This window comes from Lentibacillus kapialis (assembly GCF_014646635.1).
GTDB lineage: Bacteria > Bacillota > Bacilli > Bacillales > Amphibacillaceae > Lentibacillus > Lentibacillus kapialis.
Genome location: NZ_BMNQ01000061.1, coordinates 1 through 20939, shown reverse-complemented (window position 1 = coordinate 20939; position 20939 = coordinate 1). Strand labels below are relative to the sequence as shown.

Genomic DNA, 20939 nt, shown 5'->3' with positions numbered 1-20939 from the left:
CCTCACGCACGGTTTGACGAGGGGGAGCTGGAAATCGGTAGTTCCTTTGTCTGGCTTAGTAAGGTGGAAAACCCTGAAACCCGAGGACGAAGAAACTATACGGCGCCTGCTCTCTACTCTACTTTGTATCTACGTCAAAAGTGAACGTGCTGGTCACCGTGTGCTGGACAGTGTTACAAAATTTCTAGAAACGGATTTGAAATTAACAGTGAATCGTAAGAAAAGTAATGTCGGCTCCCCGACTAAAATCAAATTTCTTGGATTTTGTATACACAGTACAGCTAAAGAAGTAAGATGCCGGCCAGACAAATCCGCGAAAAAGAAATTTAAAGCCAAATTAAAAACATTAACGAAGCGAAACCGCCCGGGTACGTTTGAACAAATCGTGAAAGAAATCAACCAGGTCACAGTCGGATGGATCAATTACTACGGAATAAGCTTTATGAAAGGATTCATGAAAGCAATATCCCAATGGTTAAACCATCGATTACGACAGTTGATTTGGAAGCGATGGAAGAAAATTAAAACAAGATATACCCGGCTGAAAAAGCTCGGGATTGAAGATGAGGAAGCTTGGAAGGTTGCGAATACCAGGAAAGGTTACTGGAGGGTTTCGCTAAGCGAAACCTTGCACAAGGCAATTAAAAATAAAACGCTTGTGAAGTGGGGTCTTAAAGACCTGAACCATTTATACAAGCGTGCGTACTTAAACTATTGAACCGCCGTATACGGAACCGTACGTACGGTGGTGTGAGAGGACGACTAACCAAATAATGGTTAGTCTCCTACTCGATTAGGACCCGAGGACCCTAATAAGCTTTTGGCATATGTTGCCACTTTAGACAGATTTGCGCTGAAAATAAGTCCATCCGGCAGCAAAAAAGACTACCAGACTGCCGCCGACCACTGTCAATACCTGATCCCACGGCACATAAAACACACTTTCGGACGCTCCGCCTGTATACATCATCAAAAAGGGCTGCCCCCACGGATAATAAGGGCCGAACGTCTCGGAATTGACTGCCAATATAGATGGCAGTGTGAAAATGACATTGACGGCAAATGGTGCCGCAAAGTTTTTCCAGAACATCGACATCCATAGTTGCAGGGCTACGAGTGGAAATATCGCGATCCAGCCGCCCAGAACACTTTTCCAGATGATCATCATCGGAAACGGGTCCGCTATTTCTTTTACAGTACCTGCCAGATAAACCGCTCCGAGAAACAACAGTTGAATAGCGAAGACAGTTGCTATCAACAGCAGGTATTTCACTGTGAAGACGCTGCCTCTTGTGACCGGCAGGGACAGAAACTGTTTCCAGCCACCTGCCTGGTGCTCATACCGGCAAATCAGGCCTGACAGAACACCTGCCATGAGAGGGAGGAACAAGAGCGCATACGGCAATATCATGTACTGCAGCAGCAGATACCATGCGTTCATCTCTGTCTCCATGGCAGCGATATTGCTCATCAGGCCCGTCATCAGGGCGATCGCTGGTCCGACAAATAAAACAGGCAGCATCCCGGATTTCCTGAATTTAAACCATTCCGACTGCAGGACTGACAGAAACATATTACGTCACATCCCTTCGCACAAAATCAAGCATGCCGGCCAGGTATAACAGCACGCCAAAACCAATCCCGAGCCAGACGATGGTGAGCGGTTCGACCCAGCCATTCATCAATGCTGGCCACTTCCAGATCAGCCAGTCCGGCAAGTTATAGGACATGTACGTCAATATGACTCCAATCACACCCGTTGTTACCGGTACTCCCTGATTTTTGCTGACCAGCGCGATCCAAAGATGAATGGCTAAGACAGGCAGGGCAGCTATATACGGGTAAAAACTGAATTTAACTACATCAATATATGGGATATCAGTCCCTAAATCAAGATAATACCCATAACCGAGTGTGAACAGCATCAGCAGAAGTGACGCCACCAGCAACAACGCAGCAAGCACGGTGAATTTTGATAAGTAAACGGTCATTTTGGAAACCGGCAAGGCAATCAGTTGCTTCCATGCGTTCGTTTCATTTTCCACACTCGCCATAAGCGATGTTAAAATAACAATGCCCAGCACCAGTGCAAGCGGTGTAAACATATTCACATTTGACAGGTAATAGCTCCAGTTATCATCACTCTGCTTTAGCAGATAATCTTTGCGAACCCCGTAGTTAACCGTTTGCATGAACACGACACCGAGCGGGCCAATCACTGTTAAAAGCCAAAATCCTTTCCGCCTGATTTTCAAAAAATCCGACCTGAGCAATTGTCCAATCATGACGCATGCCCCTTTGTCATGGCCAGGAAGATATCTTCCAGTGAGCGCTTTTCTTCTTCGGCGCGGTAAACCGCATAACCATCCTGAACAAGCATCCGTATGGCTTGTGAGACGTGATCATCTGAGTTCTCATGCAGATAAACGCGCCCATCTTGATTCTTTGCATCAACGCCTCTGACCAGGAGTGCCTGACTTGCTGCGATACTGTCACTGACACGCAGGACAACGTTTTGCTGTGCGTGTTCACGCAGGTTTTCAATGGAATCCTGAAAAATCATTTTCCCTTCTGAAATAATCCCGACCGATGTCGCAATCTGATCGATCTCCGATAACAGATGACTTGAAATTAGAACCGTCATGCCAAATTCGTCAGGCAGTCGTTTTATCAAATGGCGGATTTCAATAATGCCGGATGGGTCAAGTCCATTCGTCGGCTCATCCAGAATCAGCAACTTTGGCTGATGCAACAAGGCAATGGCAATACCGAGACGCTGTTTCATACCAAGCGAGAAGGCCTTTACCTTCTTGCCGGCGACATCACTTAGCCGGACAACTCCCAGGACCTCCCTGATGCGTGATTTGGGAACGCCATAAACTTTCCGGAAGACCTCGAGGTTCTCTTCGGCCGTCAGATGCGGATAGTATGACGGATTTTCTACTAGCGAACCAACATGCTTTAAAATGTCGATCCGCTCCTTGTTTAAATCCTGGTTAAAGATATGAATGGAGCCGGATGTCGATGTCATCAGCCCAAGAAGCATCCGGATTGTGGTTGTTTTCCCGGCTCCATTCGGGCCCAGAAACCCATACACTTCCCCTTCAGGTATGGCCAGGCTGATGTTGTCCACCGCTTTTTCCTGGCCAAATTGTTTTACTAAATGATTTGTCTGTATCACATATCCCATTTGTTTCACCTCTCCTACAAGGATATATGCCAGGATTTAAATCCAGGTTCAACAAAGGTTAAATTTTGTTTAAAAAGTGATAGTTCACATTCCATCATTTCCGTCATGATTCTTTTGCTTTTTTATCCGAACGGCAGTCCCGTGTGCATCCGACTCAATATCCCAATCCAGTTCCATTTGCTGCACCATCATGTCTACGATGGACAATCCAATGCCGGCTCCTCTCTCGGTTCGGTTATGCTCAATGCCCGGCCCATGGTCGGTTATGACAATAGCATCATGGTCTCTGGTTGTCTCGGTGGTCACACCGATATAGCGGCCGTCTTTGGCATAGCGGATGATGTTTTGCAGCAGATTGTCAAGAACCCTGTCCATCCAGAGCGGGTCAATCAGCCAATGAGTATGGTCAAAAGGTTTCAGATCAACCTCGATTTCAAAGTTTTCCTGTTCGAACAGCGGATACCAGGACGCAAGCGATGTCCTCACATGACGAATCACATCGGTTTCTTCAGGCTGGTATTTCAGTTTGCTCGCCGTCAGCAAGGTGTATGACATCAGATTTTCCATCAGCCGGTCGACCCGGCTAATCGATTCTTCCAATCGTTGAACTGCCTGCTGACCATCATCGGACATTCCTTCTTCGGTAAGTGTGTCCATCTGTGCCCGCATTTTGGTTAACGGTGTGCGCAAATCGTGTGACAGATTGGCGATCAGTTCACGTCTCAGCTGTTCTTCTTGCTGTTCCCGCTGTCTGCTTTCACGTAGTTCATTGACCATGGTGTTAAAAGCTGTTTCAAGCTGGCCGATTTCATCATCTTTTTTCATTTCAATCAATACCGGCAAATTATCAATATCTCTTAACGCCATCGCTTTCTGCAGATTCAAAAGCCGCTTGCGGATCTGTCTGAAGAAAAACAGGGATATGATCATAAACAAAAAGAGTAAAACAAGAAATGTGGCCAAATATACCCAGGTCCTGTCACTCGTTGCGTTATCCATGACAGCTCGGGGCATTTCCAAAACGATAAAACCCCGATTGTCTTTCTGACCGAGAAAAGCAACAACAGTGAATGGATTGCCGTCATACCGATTCTTAATGAACTGTGCTGTATAAGCAGCATCCCATTCCTCAGGCAAATTCTTACCTGTATCAAGTTCTGCTGACAGCCGGCCATCATGGTTTACCCAAAACATGGAAGCTTCCGGGTAAGCTTCTTTCCATTTTCGGAAGAGGGCCACAACCGTTTCCTTTGAAATCTCCTGTATATCTCCGGCATCTTGATGCCATTTATCTTCTACCCCTGCATAATCCCGTTCCAGTTTGCCAACATCTGCATTAAACAAAATAAAACTTGATATGATCAGGCTGAATTGAACGACGAAGAGCGCGATGAGGATGATTAACATATATTTTGCCTGCAGTGATTTAAAAAACCTGAAAAACGTCATTTTCTCACCCTGTATCCAATACCGCGAATTGTCTCAATAATTACAGGACTGGCCGGATTCTTTTCAAGTTTTTCCCTTAAGTGGCGTATATGGACCATTAATGTCTTATCACCTTCAATGTATTGCTCATCCCACACACCTTCATACAGCTGCTCTTTCGTTAAGATTTGATTTAAATGGCGCAGGAAATAACGGAATATATGGTACTGCTTGCCGGTCAATTGGATTTCTTCACCCGATTCCCGATTGGTGATGTGCATAGCCTGTGTATCGACGGTCAAGTGCTTTAATTGCAGAAGCTCATTCTGTTTATCAAATCGCCGCAACAGTACATCGACACGTGCAGCAAGCTCGTCCGGGTGAAACGGTTTTGTGACATAATCATCCGCAAAGCCTAACCCCTCTAATTTATCCTCTACCGCCGTACGGGCAGACAACATCAGGATTGGTATGTCCGGTTTATCCCTTTTAATCCGCCTCCCGAGTGAAAACCCGTCCAATCCCGGCAGCATCACATCTAAAATGACGATGTCCGATAGTTGAATGTGTTGATCCACTTTATCACCGGAAGTGTGCCAGGTGACGTCATGGTCTTGTTCCATCAGACGCTGCGTAACCCATTCGCCGATATCTGTTTCATCTTCTATATATAGTATCCGAGCCATAGTAGACCTTCTTTCAAAACGGAGTATTATGTCTTTTATTTTAGATTAAAATGAAAAGTTTTCAATGGCTTTCATAAGGATCGCAAGGGTGAGTATTAGCGTACAAACTGATTTAAGGGCTAATGAATGGAATAATATGACGCGCCAGATGTCACAACTTTTGACATACATCAGCCAATGCGATAATGTTATATGGAAAAAAGCTTTTGACATTGTTATGAGGTAAAACGGCTGCTTTTCCTTAACAAAGATAGCGTCCATATTTCTAAAGCTTAAAAAATATTTCGGTTTAAATGTGAAAATAGACCGTCCAGAAAATCTTAAAAACAATCAGGAGTGAATGTCATCATGTTAAAACATATTTCAAATGGTTATGTCGCCAAAGAAATTTTCAATAGCAGTTTGCCTAAAGTGAAAAACGATGACCAAGCGGCTCATCAATTTAAAAACGGTTTTAATTTATCCAGAAACGCAATGATACTTGCAGGCTTTTTTGAATTAATTGGCTCCATATTCTTATTTATGTCTGTCTTTGGAGGAAAATTTGTTCGAATTGGAACGATTATGATTAACATTGTTCTTTGTGGTGCCATTTTCAAACATTTTGAAGCTGGTCACGGACTTAAAGGATCAAAAAAAGCATTAAAATTCTTCGGCTTAAATACTCTTAACTTCATGGAGACCCTGCGTAAATAGATAACGATTGATTGTAAAGCATGACATAGACTAGCACGTATGATTTTAATAATTTAATACCAGCCATAATAGGGCGCTTTCGCGTAATACGCATTGCGCCCATTATTATTTTATGGAGGCATTTAGGGAAATAAGCAGCCGGGCACAGGAGGTAGGATGAATGTTATGAACTTCAGGATAATCACATTCCGTGACAATCCCAGATTGCTTTAATGTCCCCTTATATTGCAAAACTTTGAAGGAATCTGCAGATAAAGGACAGAATTATTGAATGGGAAAACGATTTCAATCGGGAAATATGATATAATTAAAAAGTCTAAAAATGATATCTTGTGATTTATAGGTTTTCAGGTTGTTTCCATCGGCGTACATAGTGTGGCATTTCAATGAAGGCGCTTTACGGGTGTATTTAAAACCATGTGGAGGGTGAATGTTTGAAAAAAGTTCCTTTACTTCTTCTTTTATCTGCCTTATTTTTATCTGGATGTGGTGTGGAGGATATTAAGTTCAATGGAGAGAGTAACAATTGGAGAGGCGAATACAATGCTTACATTGATAATTCAACAGAAAATGGGGAATATGTCTTTGTATTTAAAAAGGCACAAGAGGACCAAGTAGTTGAGGATTTGAAAATCGTTATAAATAATGGTGAAGTAGTTCTGAATGAGAGCGAACACAAGGGGCGAACTATTAAAATTCCTTCTTCCTGCTCAGGTTGTGCTGTGACGGATACAGAAACGTCAATTCAAGTGACAATAGAATGGGGGGAAGGGAATGAGGAAACATTTTCAATAGATCCTAAATAAGACTTATTAAGGGCTGGTCAAAAAAGGCTAATAAGTCCTTATACCTTTTTCTTCAATAAAGTTCTGTTAAATTTTATTGAAATTTCCTTGAATCTTACGTAACGTCATATTGTATAATACAAATTGAGCAGCGATGCAGGATTGAGATGACTGGTTTGTATTCAATAGGGGAAATGGCGCGGAGAAAGGTGACACAAATGAATAAAAAACTGATTATTCTCGATATTATTTGCTATGCGGCATTGCCGTTTTTGATTTGGAAATACGGAAGGGACATCCTGGGCGATTATCCGGCAATGCTTATATCAACAGTTCCCGGATTTATTTATACTATTTATCGTTTTATTATTGAGCGTCAATTTAACATTGCCGGGCTCTTTGTGCTTGGCTCCCTCATGATTGGTACAACAGTCGACCTTTTGTCCGGTTCAGCTGAACAAATGCTATGGAACGGGATTTATTTAGGGTTGTTTTATGTATTGGTGCATTTGATATCTCTGGTTTTGATGCGACCGCTTGCGTTATATTTTGCTGTTGATTTTGTTTATCTCCAAGGTTGGCCAAGGAAAGAAAGCAGGGAGTTGTATTATAAAAAAGGAATCTTTAAGTGGTTTCAATTGATACAAATTTTTTTCATTATACGCGGACTATTCATGGCCGGACTGAAAACATGGCTGTTGCAAAAATATGGTGTGGACGGTTATGATCAAATGTTAATCTACAGACAAATAAGCGGTTGGGTTTTTGGATTGTTGATTACAGCTGCATATTTTTATACAAGTGTTCCAATTAGTAAGTATCTTGAACGGAGGAAATCCGGAGCAAAAACGGAGCCGCTTTAAACTAAGAAAAACGCCTTACAATGTTGCACGATCTAAATTTTATCCGTTTGTGGAGGAATTCAAATGAAAAAATATATTATATTTATCATCAGTTTTGCCGTTTTATTTTCGGTATTTGAGTTTCTATTTCAAATTATTTCCGGCTATTTAATGACATCTTTTTACATGCCGGATATAACAAGCGCGTGGAACCAAAGCGAGAATCTACCCAGCAACGTTGTTATTAAAGGAAGCTCTTATCTCGCTTCACTGCTTTTTGCTTTGCTTGCCGCAATATTTGCGTACATCACATCAAAGATATTTATAAAAAACTATGGCAAATAATAATGTTTTAATAGCCGCTTTGCTAAAATAGGAAAAGTTAACGTTTTACCCGAAACATGGGCGTGAAACCCAAAATATGGGCGCGAAATCCAAAACATGGGCGCGAAGCCTGAAGTATGGGCGGGAATCTCGGAACCTGCTTTTGATATAAGTCCAGGTCTTGTATATTCATCAATCGTTTGTACTGAGGGGCGGGAATCATCTAATGTAGATCTGAAAAATGGAAGAAAAAGACAACCAAAGTTCAAGGTTTGGGCTATCGAATCATCTGATGAAAGAAGCACTTAATTTTGCTTGCGAATATCAGACATACTGCTATCTGGTAACAATGCAGAAACTCCCGGCAGCTAATCATCTTTACTTTTAATTCGTATTCCGGCAACTTGAAAAAGCACTGGGTAATTCAGAAAATAATGCTATGGATGCGTGGTATATAAAGAATTACTGTAAAGGAATTATATGAACATTATGGCTTGTTTAGCTGACAAGCTCTGCTATTAGTGCTTTGACACTTAAAATTGAGGTGTTTTTGTGAATAATTTCCGAAAATTCGAACAGGCCAAGGAAGCCGTTAATCAAATCATTATTGGCCAGCCAGATGTTGTTGACTTGTTATTTACAGCACTGCTCGCTAAAGGCCATGTCATACTGGAAAGTGTGCCCGGATCAGGCAAGACAAAATTAGCCAAAACAGTCGTGAGGGTAATTGACGGTCAATTCAGCCGGATTCAATTTACACCTGATGTCCTTCCCAGTGATGTGACCGGCGTCAGATTCTTCAATCCGAAAACACAGGAATTTGAATTGTTAACAGGCCCTGTCGAAACAAACATTTTGTTGGCTGATGAAATCAACCGCGCAACACCGAGAACACAGGCCAGCCTGCTGGAAGTGATGGAAGAGCAGCAAACCACTATTGACGGAACAACGGTTAAAATCCCGTCACCTTTTTTCGTTATTGCAACCCAAAATCCAATTGAGTCAAACCAGGGAACGTTTCCGTTGCCTCAAGCACAACTGGATCGCTTCATGATGAAAATACCAATGGATTACCCGACGTTTGAGCAGGAAAAAGAGATGTTATGGAAGCAGCGTATAGGTAATCCAATTGATGACATAACCCCCATTTTGTCAACGGAGATAATTGCCTCATTGCAGCAGGAAATCCATCAGGTGGTTGTGTCCGAAGTTGTTATGGATTATTTATTACGGCTTGTCAGTAAAACCAGGGAACACCAGGGGATTGAACTTGGGGTGAGCTCCCGTGCTGCTCTGGCGTTACTCCGGGCCGGGCAAGCACGAGCATTCATGGATGGATATGATTTTGTCAGGCCTCAGGATATCAAATCGATTGCTCAATATATCTTTGAACATCGCATTATACTAACGATGGACAGTTCTATTCGTCGTGAGGTATCAGAGGTTACCCGGGAAGTGATTCAGTCTGTCGAGGTACCTGTAGAAGCGAGGGTCACATGATAATGCAATGGCGAAAGGACATGATTGTCAATAAAAACTATGAACACGATATTATTCTGGTGCTGCTTTTGTTGTTGATTGCCGCCAGTGTGTACCTTGAACGTTCATTTTCTTTTGTATTTATCGGAATCGCATGTGTTTATCTAATCGGTTTGAAATGGTATAACCGTGAGATTGGCCGGGACTTGACCTTGAATTTGTCGTATGAGTCCATCAACGTATTTCAGGGTGAATCGATGGAACTGAACTGGACTATAAGCAACCATTCAATCATTCCCTATCTCAATGGCTATCTGTCATTTTCAGCGAAAGACCATGTCGTCAATGATGACTATTTGTATACTGCGCGGAAAGGGTATAGCGAATACCGGGTTCCTGTTTCAATTCCGGGAAAAAGCAACGTATCCATATGTATCCCATTTAAGGCTGTCAAGCGGGGACACGGACAAATCAAACATATTCAACTGACATTTCCCCATCTGTTAAACTTTGACTATTTTACGCTTAGATACCAGGATTCAAAGCATTATGAGTGCATTGTTTATCCGAATTATCAACCGGTAGCACCTGTTAAGCATAGCCGAAATCAAACCCCGGGCCGGACAATAACAATACATTCACCATATGAAGATATACTGCAGCCGTCAGGAACAAGGGATTATGTCACTTCTGACCCCTTTCACAGGATTCACTGGAAGGCAAGTGCTAAAATGCAAAAACTGCAGACAAAGATATATGATCGAAATCATTACGTGATTTGGACGATTATCATTAACATTGCAGAAAAGAGTCGATTAGGTAATTTATATACCAGTCCATATCTGGAAAAGATTTTATCCGAAGCAGCATTCATCAGCAAAGTTCTTATTCAAAGCGGCTATGAAGTCGAAATTTATGTAAATGAGTATGGTTCGTTTCATCTGCAAAGTGGCTGCGATATAAATCAATTAAAACGTATACTGAATTTGTTGACTCGAATTGGAGGCGGTTACATGATTCATCCGATTCAGTATACGTTTCACCGGTTGCTTCGATTATGTGCGCAGCCGCGTACGATCATCCTGATTGGTGATTACAATGAAACCGATGATGGTATTTTAAATAAGCTAAACAAACAGGGGCATTATGTGTATCATACCGAAGACTTTCATCTAAAACCGATTGTAAAAGGACGTGGTATGTATGGTTAATGATTGTATCATGAGGTATACCCGATTGTACTCCGAATCCGTGCTGTTCTTATTTTTACTCATTCCGATTTTTGCCATGACACAATATCCGATTCCATTTTGGAGTTATTTGTTTATAACGGGACTTTGCATCCTTTTATGTGATACAGGCTTGTGGATCATTCAAAATTATATCGTTTATATACCTGCTGTCATGATAATGTTCTATGTGATGTATGATGTATTTAACTACCCGAATGTGATCGCATTATTATGGATTGGATTTATGACGTGGCGACACGTGCATTTTAATCGAAATGGCTTCTCTGATAATCAAGTTGCCGTTTTGATGTTAACGATGCTTATGCTCTTAATTGGAGTCATGTTTTTTAATCATTCCAATCTGATCTGGCTGGCTGCTTTTCAGATGGTGATGATGCTATGTGCTTACTGGTACCGTTTGGTCATCAATGGGGAAACGAACAGCATGCCGGTTAGAACGACTATGACATTCGGTGCTTTTGTCCTTTTGCTTTTAATCGGCGGCGGTGTCATTTATGGTATCTATCCTTTCATCATCAACCTGACAGCAGCTGTATTCTCCGGTATTGGCGCCTTTTTTGAATACACAGTGTTCGGAATGGCTAGTATCGCTGACAAGTTGGGTATTGATTTTCGTTCTTTGAAAGATATGGTTGACGGGGAAGCGGTTAAGGAAGCCGCAAACAAATTAGGGGGAAGCATTGACCGGCCGAATGGGCAAAAAGATACAGACAATCATAATTCAGGCGGTATGGATCTCATTAATGGGTGGACTATCTCTTTGGGATTAACAGCGATTATGACATTTTTGGGCATTTATTTGTCCAGAATAAAATTTGCTGCTGATAATCAGGCAGACCAAAGTAAGAGCGGCCTTGAAGCTGTCTCGATAACTCCCATTAAGTCTAACCCGGACAGAAACCGTACTTTTTTGAATAAGCAGTCAATCACCAGTCCCCATGAACCTGTTAGGAAAAAAGTATTCAAGTTTGAGCAATTAGCTAACACAAAAGGGTGGGGCAGGCAGTCATCAGAGACAATCGAGGAATGGCTCTATCGTTTAAAATGCAGCCCCTCACATCTTGATATATATCAAAAAGTGAGATACGGCGAGAAAAATATAACAGAAGAAGAACAGCATCGTATTAATGACCTGCTTGAGAATCTTATACACAGAATGAAAAATGAACGTTAGCTGCTTCTCGATAGATTTTACAGTAAAGCGCTCTACTGAAAGGTGGAAGAAGATACAAGGGGGATTCCATGAATCAACATCAATTCGAAACTGACATACATAAGCTCATATCCGATGTTGCGTCTCCAATCGGTCTGGTTATTAAAGAAGACGAATATTCTATCAATGTCCATGCCAATATGACCATGCCTGCAGCAAGTGTCATTAAAATCCCGATCATCATGGAAGCGTTCCGACAGGCTGAATGTGGTAATTTAAAGCTGTCCGAGTCTTTGGACATCCCTGCTGATACGAAAGTCGGTGGTTCTGGTGTATTACAGGCTTTGTCCGAGAATGTTTCCATGACGTTTCTTGATGTATTGACACTGATGATTATTGTGTCGGATAATACCGCTGCCAACATCGCGATTAAGCGGGTTGGAATCGAACACGTGAACAGACTTTGCCGGGAACTGCACTGCCATGATACGGAAATTCAACGCCTGTTTATGGACATGGAAGCTGCCGAACAGGGTCTGGAAAATGTGACAACAGCGGGTGATATGGTCCGTTTTCTTGAAGAAATCGCATCTCCACGACTGTTAAGCGAGGAGTCTGCCAATCGTATCATGACCATCATGGACCGGCAGCAACTGACCTCCAAACTGCCTGGCTATCATACCAAGAATGCTATTATGATAGCCAATAAAACCGGCGAGCTTTCGGATGCTGAGCATGACACCGGTATTTTTCAGTATCAGGACAGAACGATTTTTGCGGCTGTCCTGATGGATGGCATCCGTGACCATGTCGCAGCACAACAGATCATCGCTCGTATCGGCAAAGCGGTTATAGCTTATTTGAGCAAGTAACAATTTTCAGTTCGCCTATTGCGTGATATGATAATTGATATGATTCTATCAGGATGTTGGGAGCTGAAATTTTGACTATATTAACGAATGACTGGGCACCGGTCATGGCAGGTGAGTTTGAAAAAGACTATTATCAGGAGCTGCGTTCGTTTTTAAAACAGGAATATGGCACTTCAACGGTCTACCCGAACATGTATGATATTTTTAATGCACTGCATTATACAGGCTATGAAAATACCAAAGTGGTCATACTCGGACAAGATCCGTATCATGGCCCCAATCAGGCACATGGACTTAGCTTCTCCGTTCAACCGGAAGTCACCATACCGCCTTCGTTAAAAAATATTTATAAAGAGCTGTACGATGATCTTGGTATTGAAAGTCCCAATCATGGGTACTTGGTGGACTGGGCGAAACAAGGGGTCCTTTTGTTAAACACGGTTTTGACAGTAAGAGCAGGCAAGCCGGCTTCCCATAGAGGACAAGGATGGGAATACTTTACAAATGAAGTGATCCGGCAAGTGAATGCTAAACAGGATCCGGTCGTGTTCATGCTCTGGGGACGTCATGCCCAGGCAAAGGAGTCATTCATTGGACAGCATCATCTAATTATTAAATCGCCGCACCCGAGCCCATTTTCTGCACATAAAGGATTCTTTGGCAGTCGGCCTTTTTCACGCGCCAACGCATTTTTGGAAGAAGCAGGACGTTCGTCAATTGATTGGCGCCTGCAGATGCAACCCTAATAAAAATGCTGGGAGGTACGAATGAACTATATGTGTAAGTCCATTTTAAACGTGTGAAATGACTGCTGAATTGTACAGCATTTTTTGTAACAACAGAATGTATATATTATGGATGGCCTTGTGAAAAAAGCTGTGGCACTCACTATAAGACGGGGAATGTCGCGTTTTTCTAATAGGGACAAGACCAGCTTGACAATAAGTCTATTTCTTGAACGGCTGTTTGAAGCATATAGTATGTGGGAATGGACAGTTAACATTCTCTATAAGGCGTTGTTCAAAAAGTCCGGCACAAGGACACTTCCAATTTCTTCGTTGGCTTGTTTTTCCGCGGTTCATGTATCTAAATGCATACATTCCGCTGCTCGAAACTGCGCCGCCTCGAACTTCTCGGTCCTTGTTATCCTCCTTTTTGAACATGCACTATCATTCTTCATGTAAGCTTGAAATATTCCATTTGGGGTTTTGGAAAGGAGATTACTATGAACACCCGAAGTGACATGCGCAGAAAGAAAAATAAGCAAAATATTATCCTTAATTCCCTTATCGGCGTTGTCTTTATCCTCATACTAATTATTGGCGGGAACATGCTATTCAGTGGTGACAACGACACAGCCGAAGATCAGCAAAACAGCAGTGCCGCTAAAGAAAGCGAATCAAATGGTCAGGATGAAGATGTTAAAATCACAGAAGAAGAAAATTCTGACGAAAAGTCTGAAACAGCACACTCTGATCAGAAAAAGAACAAGAACCAGGACCAGGACCAGGATGACCATAAATCCCAAGAAGATAAAAACGAGAAAGATGATCAGGAAAAAGATGACACTCAACAAGATGAAAACGAAGCGAATACAGACGGAGCAGACGAACCCATTGGTACTGATCAGACTGGCGAACATACTTCCAGTTATGAAAAAGGTTCCGTCGACTGGAATGAAAAAATAAAGGCGATTCAAATGGCGACAGGACTTGATGATAGCATGACTCTTTGGCGTCTGGAAAGCGGAGGAGGCCCGCAAAAATCAGTCGCCAAAGTTAGCCCTAGTGATGAAGAAAGCTGGATGTATGTCGTCAATCTTCAGTGGGTTGATCAAAAGGGCTGGAAAGTAACAAGTGTTGATAAACAAAACCGGTAAAGGGCAAATACAGCCTCAGGGGAAATAGACATATAGGAGCCGTATCACGTCGTCATGATACGGCTTATTTTCTTTACTGGATGGTTCGCACATTTCCAGGCACATATTGCGCATTTTGCAGTACAATTGGGTTAGCTCCCGGATTCCGCGCTATCAGAATTTCCAGATGCGAGCAAACAAAGAATGGAAGGAAAAGGTGGGTGCTATTTTCTGAGACAGATCGATCAGGTTAAGTGGCAGTTTATTTGTAAGAAGATGATGCCTGACCGCGGACACAAACTTATGTAATCAACTCTCTTGCAGCATTATGAGCGGTTTTTAAGAAAGGGTTGTGCCGCTTTTGATCCTTAGTTAGTGATGCGATGTCTATGATAATGTTTGGGTATTTGAGAGATGTTTCTTTAAAGGTGAAAATCAAGTCGTTCTGCACTTTTTTCAGGCAAGAACTTTTGAATGAGGACTGCTGTGTTAAGATACCATCAATATAATCCAGATCACTAAAAATTAACACGTCTGAATAACTACCTCTGACATTTTGACGGAATTTTTTCAGGGCATTAATGATGGCTGTTATCTCAGTGAATACGGATAGTGAACAATCCCTGGTGCCGTTAATCAATTGATATTTCTTTGTCACGGTTCCATTGTAAACATAGCAGAAACCAGCTGCCATTCGGTTTTGTTCATTTATCGATCCGTCACAATAAATCGTTAAAACTTCCCGGCTGAAATATTGATTGTAAATCCAATCCTTGTGTTCTTTTTTGACTGTTTCCTTTGACCTCTTCCAAAAGTCAGGCAAGGCCGGTACAGATTTTTGGTGGTTTTTTTGTCTCATAATTATCTCCCGAATGACGAAATAGAAAAGGCAATCAAAAACGAATGAAAAATATCGGAAAGGAAAAGGGGGGGGCGACGCTTCACTTTCAAGCTAGTTTTGTCGTCCCTTTTCCGGTTTGATCTGCTTAAGCCAGTTATCGATTTGGTCTTTGGTCCAACCGGCTTTGTCTCCAATCATGACTGTCGGCTCAGGCAGCTTATCCCTTCCTTTGTATACGGAAAGCTGCCGTGTGCTGTATTCGAGGCCTTCTTCTTTGGCAAATTCAGCAAACTCCTTCAGTCCATAGTATTGCACTGGCTTTTTTGACGTCATGTAAGGCACCTCAGTTACATCAATTGTTTTTCTTCCAACGTGTTTTGTACAAAATCACAAATATCGACAGGCTGATGATCATGGACATGATGGAAATAGCAATAGTCGCTGTAAGCACCGGATCAACTCCTTGACAAGTTTGGCATGGCAAGGGTATGATAAACATATAATAGTGGATAAGGAAGGGGAAAAGAATCCCCCAGTTCCTTATGTGTTGTTTGAATCCTTCTCCGATTGGTGCGGAGTTGGATTCTTTTCTTTTCGGCTGCGTAAATCCCGATACGTCGTTACAATTGCAGTAACTAAACCAACAATTGCCGCAGTAAAACTAACGACAGCCGTTAGAAGCCCGATCTCGTTCACTATTATCCCCCCCCTTTCTGAAAGAGGGCAGGGCATTTATCACACCCTTATAAAAGGTTATATCAGTTCGTTGAATAAGTCAACAGTTTGATGGTTGAAAGTGACAACGGAAGGAACTGTTTTTTAGCAGTCCTTTTGATGTGAAACTTCCATTCGACATTTATTGACAAAATCCGGGAAGTGACAGGCACTTGACATTCCCGTTCAAGTGACGCATAATAAAGCTTAAATTAATGTAAGATTCGGTGTTGACAGGGGTCAGTAAATAGTACATGGAACGAAAGAGAGTGGAATCCACCGGCTGAAAGATTCCAGCGTTTTTCAGGCTATCGAACCTACCCTTTGAGCTGTTGGGGGCGTAACCCAGCCGTTTTCCTGCGTTACGGGGAAGAGAGGGCATCATATCTTGTGATGCCAAAAAAGGTGGTACCGCGGAGCATAGACTCTTTTTCCGTCCTTTGCAGCAGTGTGCGAAGGATGAAAAAGGGTCTTTTTTATAACGTCAGAAAGTATAAATTATGGATGACCTTATAAGAAAATCTTCGGCATTCGCTATAAGACGAGGCGAATGCCGAGTTTTTCTAAGTTGTAGAAGAGAGGTATGATCTTATGGCAAAAAAGCGAATTGTGGTGAAAATCGGCAGCAGTTTGTTGACCAATAAAAACGGAGGCCTCAGTGAAAGCAAACTGAACGAACATGCAGAGGCTTTGGTATATCTGAAAGAACAAGGCTATGAAGTAGTCCTGATTTCTTCGGGAGCTGTTGCGGCTGGATTTAGCGAGCTTGGTTATCCGTCCCGCCCTGTTACACTCGCTGGCAAACAAGCGGCAGCGGCAGTGGGACAGGGATTGTTAGTGCAGGCTTACACAGAGGCTTTAAAGGCTCATGGCATCATTGCCGCGCAATTGCTGTTAACGCGAAATAATTTTGGGAATCAAGCACAATACGGGAATGCTTACAGTACGCTGACAGGACTTTTAAAGCAGTCGGTTTTGCCGATTATAAATGAAAATGATTCGGTTGCCGTTGATGAATTGACTTTCGGAGACAATGATATGCTGTCTGCACTGGTCAGTGGTCTTGTCCATGCCGATTTTTTGATCATGCTGACGGATATTAATGGACTGTATGAGAGCAATCCGCGGATAAACCGCACAGCAAAGCGTTACGACTTTTTGCCTGCCATTACAGAGGACCTTTTTAATCATACGAAAAACGATGCGGGTTCCAAGGTCGGAACAGGCGGCATGACATCGAAACTGTCAGCTGCACAAACGGCCCTGTCACTCGGCGTCCCCGCATTTGTCGGAACCGGTACCGGACAGGAAAAACTCATGCATATATTGAACGGGGAAGGCGATGGCACTTATATTGGTGACAGCAAGACCCATAATTTAAAAAAGCCAAAACAATGGATCGCGTTTCACTCGCCTGTTTCGGGAAAAATTGAAATCGATGAAGGGGCCGAACGGGCGCTTATGTCGAACGGAAAAAGTCTGCTGCCGGCGGGAATCAAAGCATTTGCAGGCCGCTTTGACATAGGCGATGTGGTCGAAATCATCAACGCCAGCAAAACAGTCATAGGAAAAGGGCAGGTAAATTATTCGTCTTCGGATTTAAATACAATCAAGGGACTCTCAAGCGGGGAAGCCATGGTAAAAACGGAACGAAACCACCCGGAAGCGATTCATCGTGATCGATTGGTACTATCGTTAGAGGAGGAGATATTGTGAGCGAATTAATCACCAAAGCACAAAAGGCAAAGACGTCTGCTCAGGAACTCGGGATTAAAACCACAAACCAAAAGAACACTGCATTGCATGTGATGGCTGAACAACTCATAAATGAAACGAATTTTATCATTAACGAAAATGAAAAGGACATCGTAGGCGCCAAACAAAATGGTTTTCAGGAGACCTTGATCGATCGTCTTGTATTAAACGAACAACGCATTCATGATATGGCGGATGCGCTTAAACAACAGGCTGCCCTAAGTGATCCTATCGGTGATGTATTGGAATCATGGGACCGTCCCAATGGCATTAATATCGAAAAAGTCAGGGTTCCCCTTGGTGTGATTGGAATGATATATGAGGCAAGGCCTAATGTGACGGTGGATGCCGCAAGTCTTTGCTTGAAAACAGGAAATGCGGTCCTTCTAAGAGGCAGCTCCTCAGCCCTTCATTCCAATAAGGCGCTTGTAAACGTAATTCACCGAGCGCTCGAACAATCGGATATTCCTGAGGATGCTGTGCAGCTGCTTGAGGATAACAGCAGAGAAACAGCCGCTGACATGTTCAAGCTGAATGCCTATCTAGACGTTCTGATTCCGCGCGGCGGACAAAACCTCATTCAATCCGTTGTGGAACAGTCGTCCGTTCCGGTATTGGAAACAGGTTCGGGAAATTGTCACATCTTTATTGACGAAACTGCAAACGCACAAATGGCGATTGATATAACCGTCAATGCCAAAACACAGCGCCCATCAGTCTGTAATGCCGCAGAAACGGTCATTGTCCATGAAGCGTGGGCGAAAAAACATTTGCCTGAACTCGTTAAGGCCCTTGAAAATCATGATGTTGAACTGCGGGCAGATGACAGAGCACAGGAAATCACCGGAAGTCTTGTGCCGGCAACAGAAGAAGACTGGGAAACCGAATACCTGGATAACATCTTAGCCGTCAAAGTTGTTGCAAATGCACAGGATGCCATCGCACACATCAACCAATACGGCACAAACCATTCAGAGGCCATTATTACGGAATCGGACAAGAACGTTCTGGAATTCTTTAACAATGTGGATGCCGCCGCCCTTTATCACAACGCCTCAACACGTTTTACAGACGGTTTTGAATTCGGATTTGGTGCTGAAATCGGCATCAGCACGCAAAAATTACATGCCCGCGGTCCGATGGGGTTATCCGCATTAACGTCAACCAAATATATAATCCGCGGTGAAGGGCAGATTAAAGGCTAAATCTCCTAAGCTTCTTTTGTACCAGATAACGTTGTATCGGCCCTTAAGTGAGGACGAACGATAACCATGCGGATTGTTAACGTTATATAACCATTCTTTTGTTTATGATCTGGGGCCGTTTGATGTTTGATCACTATTCGGTCTTTATTAATATATTTCCTGTCTATTTTTATGTCTGAGGCTACCCCAATGACGGTGACAGGTCTTTGTCCTTATTCGCGGGACAACGGACCTGTCACCTCGTTCCGCGAACGAGAAGGCGCAAGGGAGAGAATAAGACTTGCGCCAATTTTGCTTGGAATATTAAAACAAAAAAGAGCCCTAAACACGCTGTTTAAGGCTTCTCCAATCAATTACGCTTTCAACTCAATATTTCCTTCATCATCTTCTGTAAGCCATCCTTTTTCAATGTTGAAATCGATAGCTTCCTGGACATACTTCTCCGTATAATTACTGGTGCGGTTGTATCCGAGCTGTTTGGATATTTCCCGCATTAGATCGGCTTTTGGCAGGCGAAGTGCCGATTTCATGATGCTTAGTACACCATATAAGGAAAAGCATCAAGACGGTTCATATGCTTCCAAGACACCTTTGTTAGTCTTCCTTTCCTGTCTCTCGCATATAGCTTAACAAGAGAAAGATACACGTATGTTTTTTCTATGATCGGGAATAATGGTTAATGATTTTAATCAAATCATTAATTAATTAAAATTGACTTTTAATTAACAGTAAAGCTATAATGGAGGTGAGAGAGGTGAAAATGATGACTGCGACGATATTTGAAGAAACAGAAAAAGACATTGAAAATGCCTACAAGTTACAAAGTAAACCAAAGATTGAAAAAGAGACAAGTTATGTGTTAAGCCAAATTATCGTCATCATGTTAGGAGCTTTTAAGGATCGCCTAAAGGAAATTACCTTTGATACGACCTACATTCATTTCAATGAGCAATACGTTTTATCGGACAAAAATCGTATGGCGTTACTTGAATGGTTGAAGCGTCTGATGTTGCTTGGCATGCCAACCAGTGATTTGGAATTTGGAAAGCTCAAGCTGGATTTAGAGGACTGGTATTATCAAATTAGTGGTAAAGATATTGTATTCGACTATCGGGAGGACTATTTGATTAAACCAAAACAAGCAGCAGAGCTTTTAGGTGTGTCAAACGTGACACTGAACAAATATATGAAACAGGGGCTGGAACATGTGGATACGTCTTCTCATAATAAGATTCCAAACCATGCGGTAGATCTTTGGAAGGACCCAGTGTACTGCATTAAGATGCAATATCTCTATCAAGAGAAGAAGCGATTACGTCAAACACCTGAAGAACGTTTAAGTGAAGTTTATGAAGAACTGATGCAATACAAAAAGAAATACAAGACTTCTTACATTGAAAAAGCCTTTGAAGGAATAGACATTGATGCGATGGATGATCCCTCTGATTATTATGAATGGCGGGATCTCCTTGAAGAGGAAGGGCGGATAACCGATCAAATTATAGGGGGAGAAGGGCATTGAGAAGAGAGACGGAAAAAATCTTTCTCCCTGCTGACATCTCAGAGATATTAGGGAAATAGGGTGATTTATTCTGCAATTATACGCAATTGCCACCAAAGGATTCGATATATGGTAATTATTAGCGAACCAATCATAAGTTATCGGTATTGTTTCCACTAATAGAACACCCTGTACACGGGAAGACAGGATTACATGCAACTGAAAAATATGAACTCGAGTTTCGCACCCCACATACCAAGGGATTCGGGGTGTTTATTAATGCCTGAAACCCTTGTATGACAGTGCTTTTGTCGAAATTCCATTTTCGCCCTCTAAGCGACATTATCGCCGTCAAAT

The 20939-nt window shown here is 42.4% G+C and carries 23 protein-coding genes; 14 read left to right on the top strand and 9 right to left on the bottom strand.

Annotation, left to right across the window (positions count from 1 at the left end; all coding sequences use genetic code 11):
• On the top strand, nucleotides 1-718 hold a 718-nt coding region (locus IEW67_RS15200), incomplete at its 5' end, for a group II intron maturase-specific domain-containing protein (protein ID WP_308430741.1).
• Nucleotides 719-838: 120 nt separating this feature from the next.
• Here IEW67_RS15200 and IEW67_RS15195 read toward each other — a convergent pair.
• From IEW67_RS15195 to IEW67_RS15175, 5 genes are all read right to left on the bottom strand, one after another.
• Nucleotides 839-1573: an ABC transporter permease gene (locus IEW67_RS15195; RefSeq protein WP_188633935.1), complete on the bottom strand. Its 735-nt coding sequence runs from the start codon at nucleotides 1571-1573 to the stop codon at nucleotides 839-841.
• A 1-nt stretch (nucleotide 1574) separates the two neighbouring features.
• A complete protein-coding gene (locus IEW67_RS15190) occupies nucleotides 1575-2285 on the bottom strand; it encodes an ABC transporter permease (protein ID WP_188633934.1) in 711 nt (236 codons plus the stop codon).
• A complete protein-coding gene (locus IEW67_RS15185) occupies nucleotides 2282-3190 on the bottom strand; it encodes an ABC transporter ATP-binding protein (protein ID WP_188633933.1) in 909 nt (302 codons plus the stop codon). Before IEW67_RS15185 ends, IEW67_RS15190 begins: the two co-directional genes overlap by 4 nt.
• 84 nt (nucleotides 3191-3274) lie before the next feature.
• Nucleotides 3275-4639, bottom strand: coding sequence for a sensor histidine kinase (locus tag IEW67_RS15180; RefSeq protein WP_188633932.1), 1365 nt, complete (start codon nucleotides 4637-4639; stop codon nucleotides 3275-3277).
• Nucleotides 4636-5304 carry a response regulator transcription factor gene (locus tag IEW67_RS15175; RefSeq protein WP_188633931.1) on the bottom strand — a complete coding sequence of 223 codons (669 nt, stop codon included), beginning with the start codon at nucleotides 5302-5304 and terminating at the stop codon, nucleotides 4636-4638. The genes IEW67_RS15180 and IEW67_RS15175 overlap by 4 nt, the downstream gene beginning before the upstream one ends.
• A gap of 345 nt (nucleotides 5305-5649) precedes the next feature.
• Between IEW67_RS15175 and IEW67_RS15170 the strand changes: the two genes are divergently transcribed.
• The 10 genes from IEW67_RS15170 (at nucleotide 5650) to IEW67_RS15125 (ending at nucleotide 14587) form a co-directional block, all read left to right on the top strand.
• The gene (locus IEW67_RS15170) at nucleotides 5650-6000 is read left to right on the top strand and encodes a hypothetical protein (protein WP_188633938.1); all 351 of its coding nucleotides are present in this window, start codon (nucleotides 5650-5652) and stop codon (nucleotides 5998-6000) included.
• Nucleotides 6001-6434: 434 nt separating this feature from the next.
• The gene (locus IEW67_RS15165) at nucleotides 6435-6806 is read left to right on the top strand and encodes a hypothetical protein (RefSeq protein WP_188633930.1); all 372 of its coding nucleotides are present in this window, start codon (nucleotides 6435-6437) and stop codon (nucleotides 6804-6806) included.
• Between the two features lie 197 nt (nucleotides 6807-7003).
• A complete protein-coding gene (locus IEW67_RS15160) occupies nucleotides 7004-7648 on the top strand; it encodes a VC0807 family protein (protein WP_188633929.1) in 645 nt (214 codons plus the stop codon).
• A gap of 63 nt (nucleotides 7649-7711) precedes the next feature.
• Entirely contained in the window at nucleotides 7712-7972 is a 261-nt protein-coding gene (locus tag IEW67_RS15155) for a hypothetical protein (RefSeq protein ID WP_188633928.1), read from the top strand.
• Nucleotides 7973-8503: 531 nt separating this feature from the next.
• The gene (locus IEW67_RS15150; RefSeq protein ID WP_188633927.1) at nucleotides 8504-9451 is read left to right on the top strand and encodes an AAA family ATPase; all 948 of its coding nucleotides are present in this window, start codon (nucleotides 8504-8506) and stop codon (nucleotides 9449-9451) included.
• A gap of 2 nt (nucleotides 9452-9453) precedes the next feature.
• A complete protein-coding gene (locus IEW67_RS15145; RefSeq protein ID WP_188633926.1) occupies nucleotides 9454-10641 on the top strand; it encodes a DUF58 domain-containing protein in 1188 nt (395 codons plus the stop codon).
• Entirely contained in the window at nucleotides 10634-11857 is a 1224-nt protein-coding gene (locus IEW67_RS15140) for a DUF4129 domain-containing protein (RefSeq protein WP_188633925.1), read from the top strand. Before IEW67_RS15145 ends, IEW67_RS15140 begins: the two co-directional genes overlap by 8 nt.
• A gap of 68 nt (nucleotides 11858-11925) precedes the next feature.
• Entirely contained in the window at nucleotides 11926-12708 is a 783-nt protein-coding gene (locus IEW67_RS15135) for a serine hydrolase (protein ID WP_188633924.1), read from the top strand.
• A 71-nt stretch (nucleotides 12709-12779) separates the two neighbouring features.
• The gene (locus IEW67_RS15130) at nucleotides 12780-13454 is read left to right on the top strand and encodes a uracil-DNA glycosylase (protein ID WP_188633923.1); all 675 of its coding nucleotides are present in this window, start codon (nucleotides 12780-12782) and stop codon (nucleotides 13452-13454) included.
• Nucleotides 13455-13933: 479 nt separating this feature from the next.
• The gene (locus tag IEW67_RS15125) at nucleotides 13934-14587 is read left to right on the top strand and encodes a YrrS family protein (protein ID WP_188633922.1); all 654 of its coding nucleotides are present in this window, start codon (nucleotides 13934-13936) and stop codon (nucleotides 14585-14587) included.
• A gap of 280 nt (nucleotides 14588-14867) precedes the next feature.
• On the opposite strand, the gene IEW67_RS15120 is transcribed toward IEW67_RS15125, so the two are convergent.
• The 3 genes from IEW67_RS15120 to IEW67_RS15110 all read right to left on the bottom strand — a co-directional run bounded on the left by IEW67_RS15120 (nucleotide 14868) and on the right by IEW67_RS15110 (nucleotide 16103).
• A complete protein-coding gene (locus IEW67_RS15120) occupies nucleotides 14868-15425 on the bottom strand; it encodes an RNase H family protein (RefSeq protein ID WP_188633921.1) in 558 nt (185 codons plus the stop codon).
• A 93-nt stretch (nucleotides 15426-15518) separates the two neighbouring features.
• Nucleotides 15519-15740: a hypothetical protein gene (locus tag IEW67_RS15115; RefSeq protein WP_229671884.1), complete on the bottom strand. Its 222-nt coding sequence runs from the start codon at nucleotides 15738-15740 to the stop codon at nucleotides 15519-15521.
• 207 nt (nucleotides 15741-15947) lie between these two features.
• A complete protein-coding gene (locus IEW67_RS15110) occupies nucleotides 15948-16103 on the bottom strand; it encodes a hypothetical protein (protein ID WP_188633920.1) in 156 nt (51 codons plus the stop codon).
• Between the two features lie 609 nt (nucleotides 16104-16712).
• On the opposite strand from IEW67_RS15110, the gene proB reads away from it, so the two are divergent.
• Both proB and IEW67_RS15100 read left to right on the top strand, forming a co-directional pair.
• Nucleotides 16713-17837: a glutamate 5-kinase gene (gene proB / locus IEW67_RS15105; RefSeq protein WP_188633919.1), complete on the top strand. Its 1125-nt coding sequence runs from the start codon at nucleotides 16713-16715 to the stop codon at nucleotides 17835-17837.
• Nucleotides 17834-19081: a glutamate-5-semialdehyde dehydrogenase gene (locus IEW67_RS15100; RefSeq protein WP_188633918.1), complete on the top strand. Its 1248-nt coding sequence runs from the start codon at nucleotides 17834-17836 to the stop codon at nucleotides 19079-19081. Before proB ends, IEW67_RS15100 begins: the two co-directional genes overlap by 4 nt.
• Before the next feature lie 353 nt (nucleotides 19082-19434).
• Here the strand turns inward: IEW67_RS15100 and IEW67_RS15095 are convergent, their stop codons facing one another.
• On the bottom strand, nucleotides 19435-19611 hold the full coding sequence (locus IEW67_RS15095; protein WP_188633917.1) for a hypothetical protein: 177 nt from the start codon (nucleotides 19609-19611) through the stop codon (nucleotides 19435-19437).
• 230 nt (nucleotides 19612-19841) lie between these two features.
• Here IEW67_RS15095 and IEW67_RS15090 point away from each other — a divergent pair, with 230 nt between their 5' ends.
• On the top strand, nucleotides 19842-20603 hold the full coding sequence (locus IEW67_RS15090) for a MerR family transcriptional regulator (protein WP_229671886.1): 762 nt from the start codon (nucleotides 19842-19844) through the stop codon (nucleotides 20601-20603).
• Nucleotides 20604-20939 lie beyond the last annotated feature (336 nt).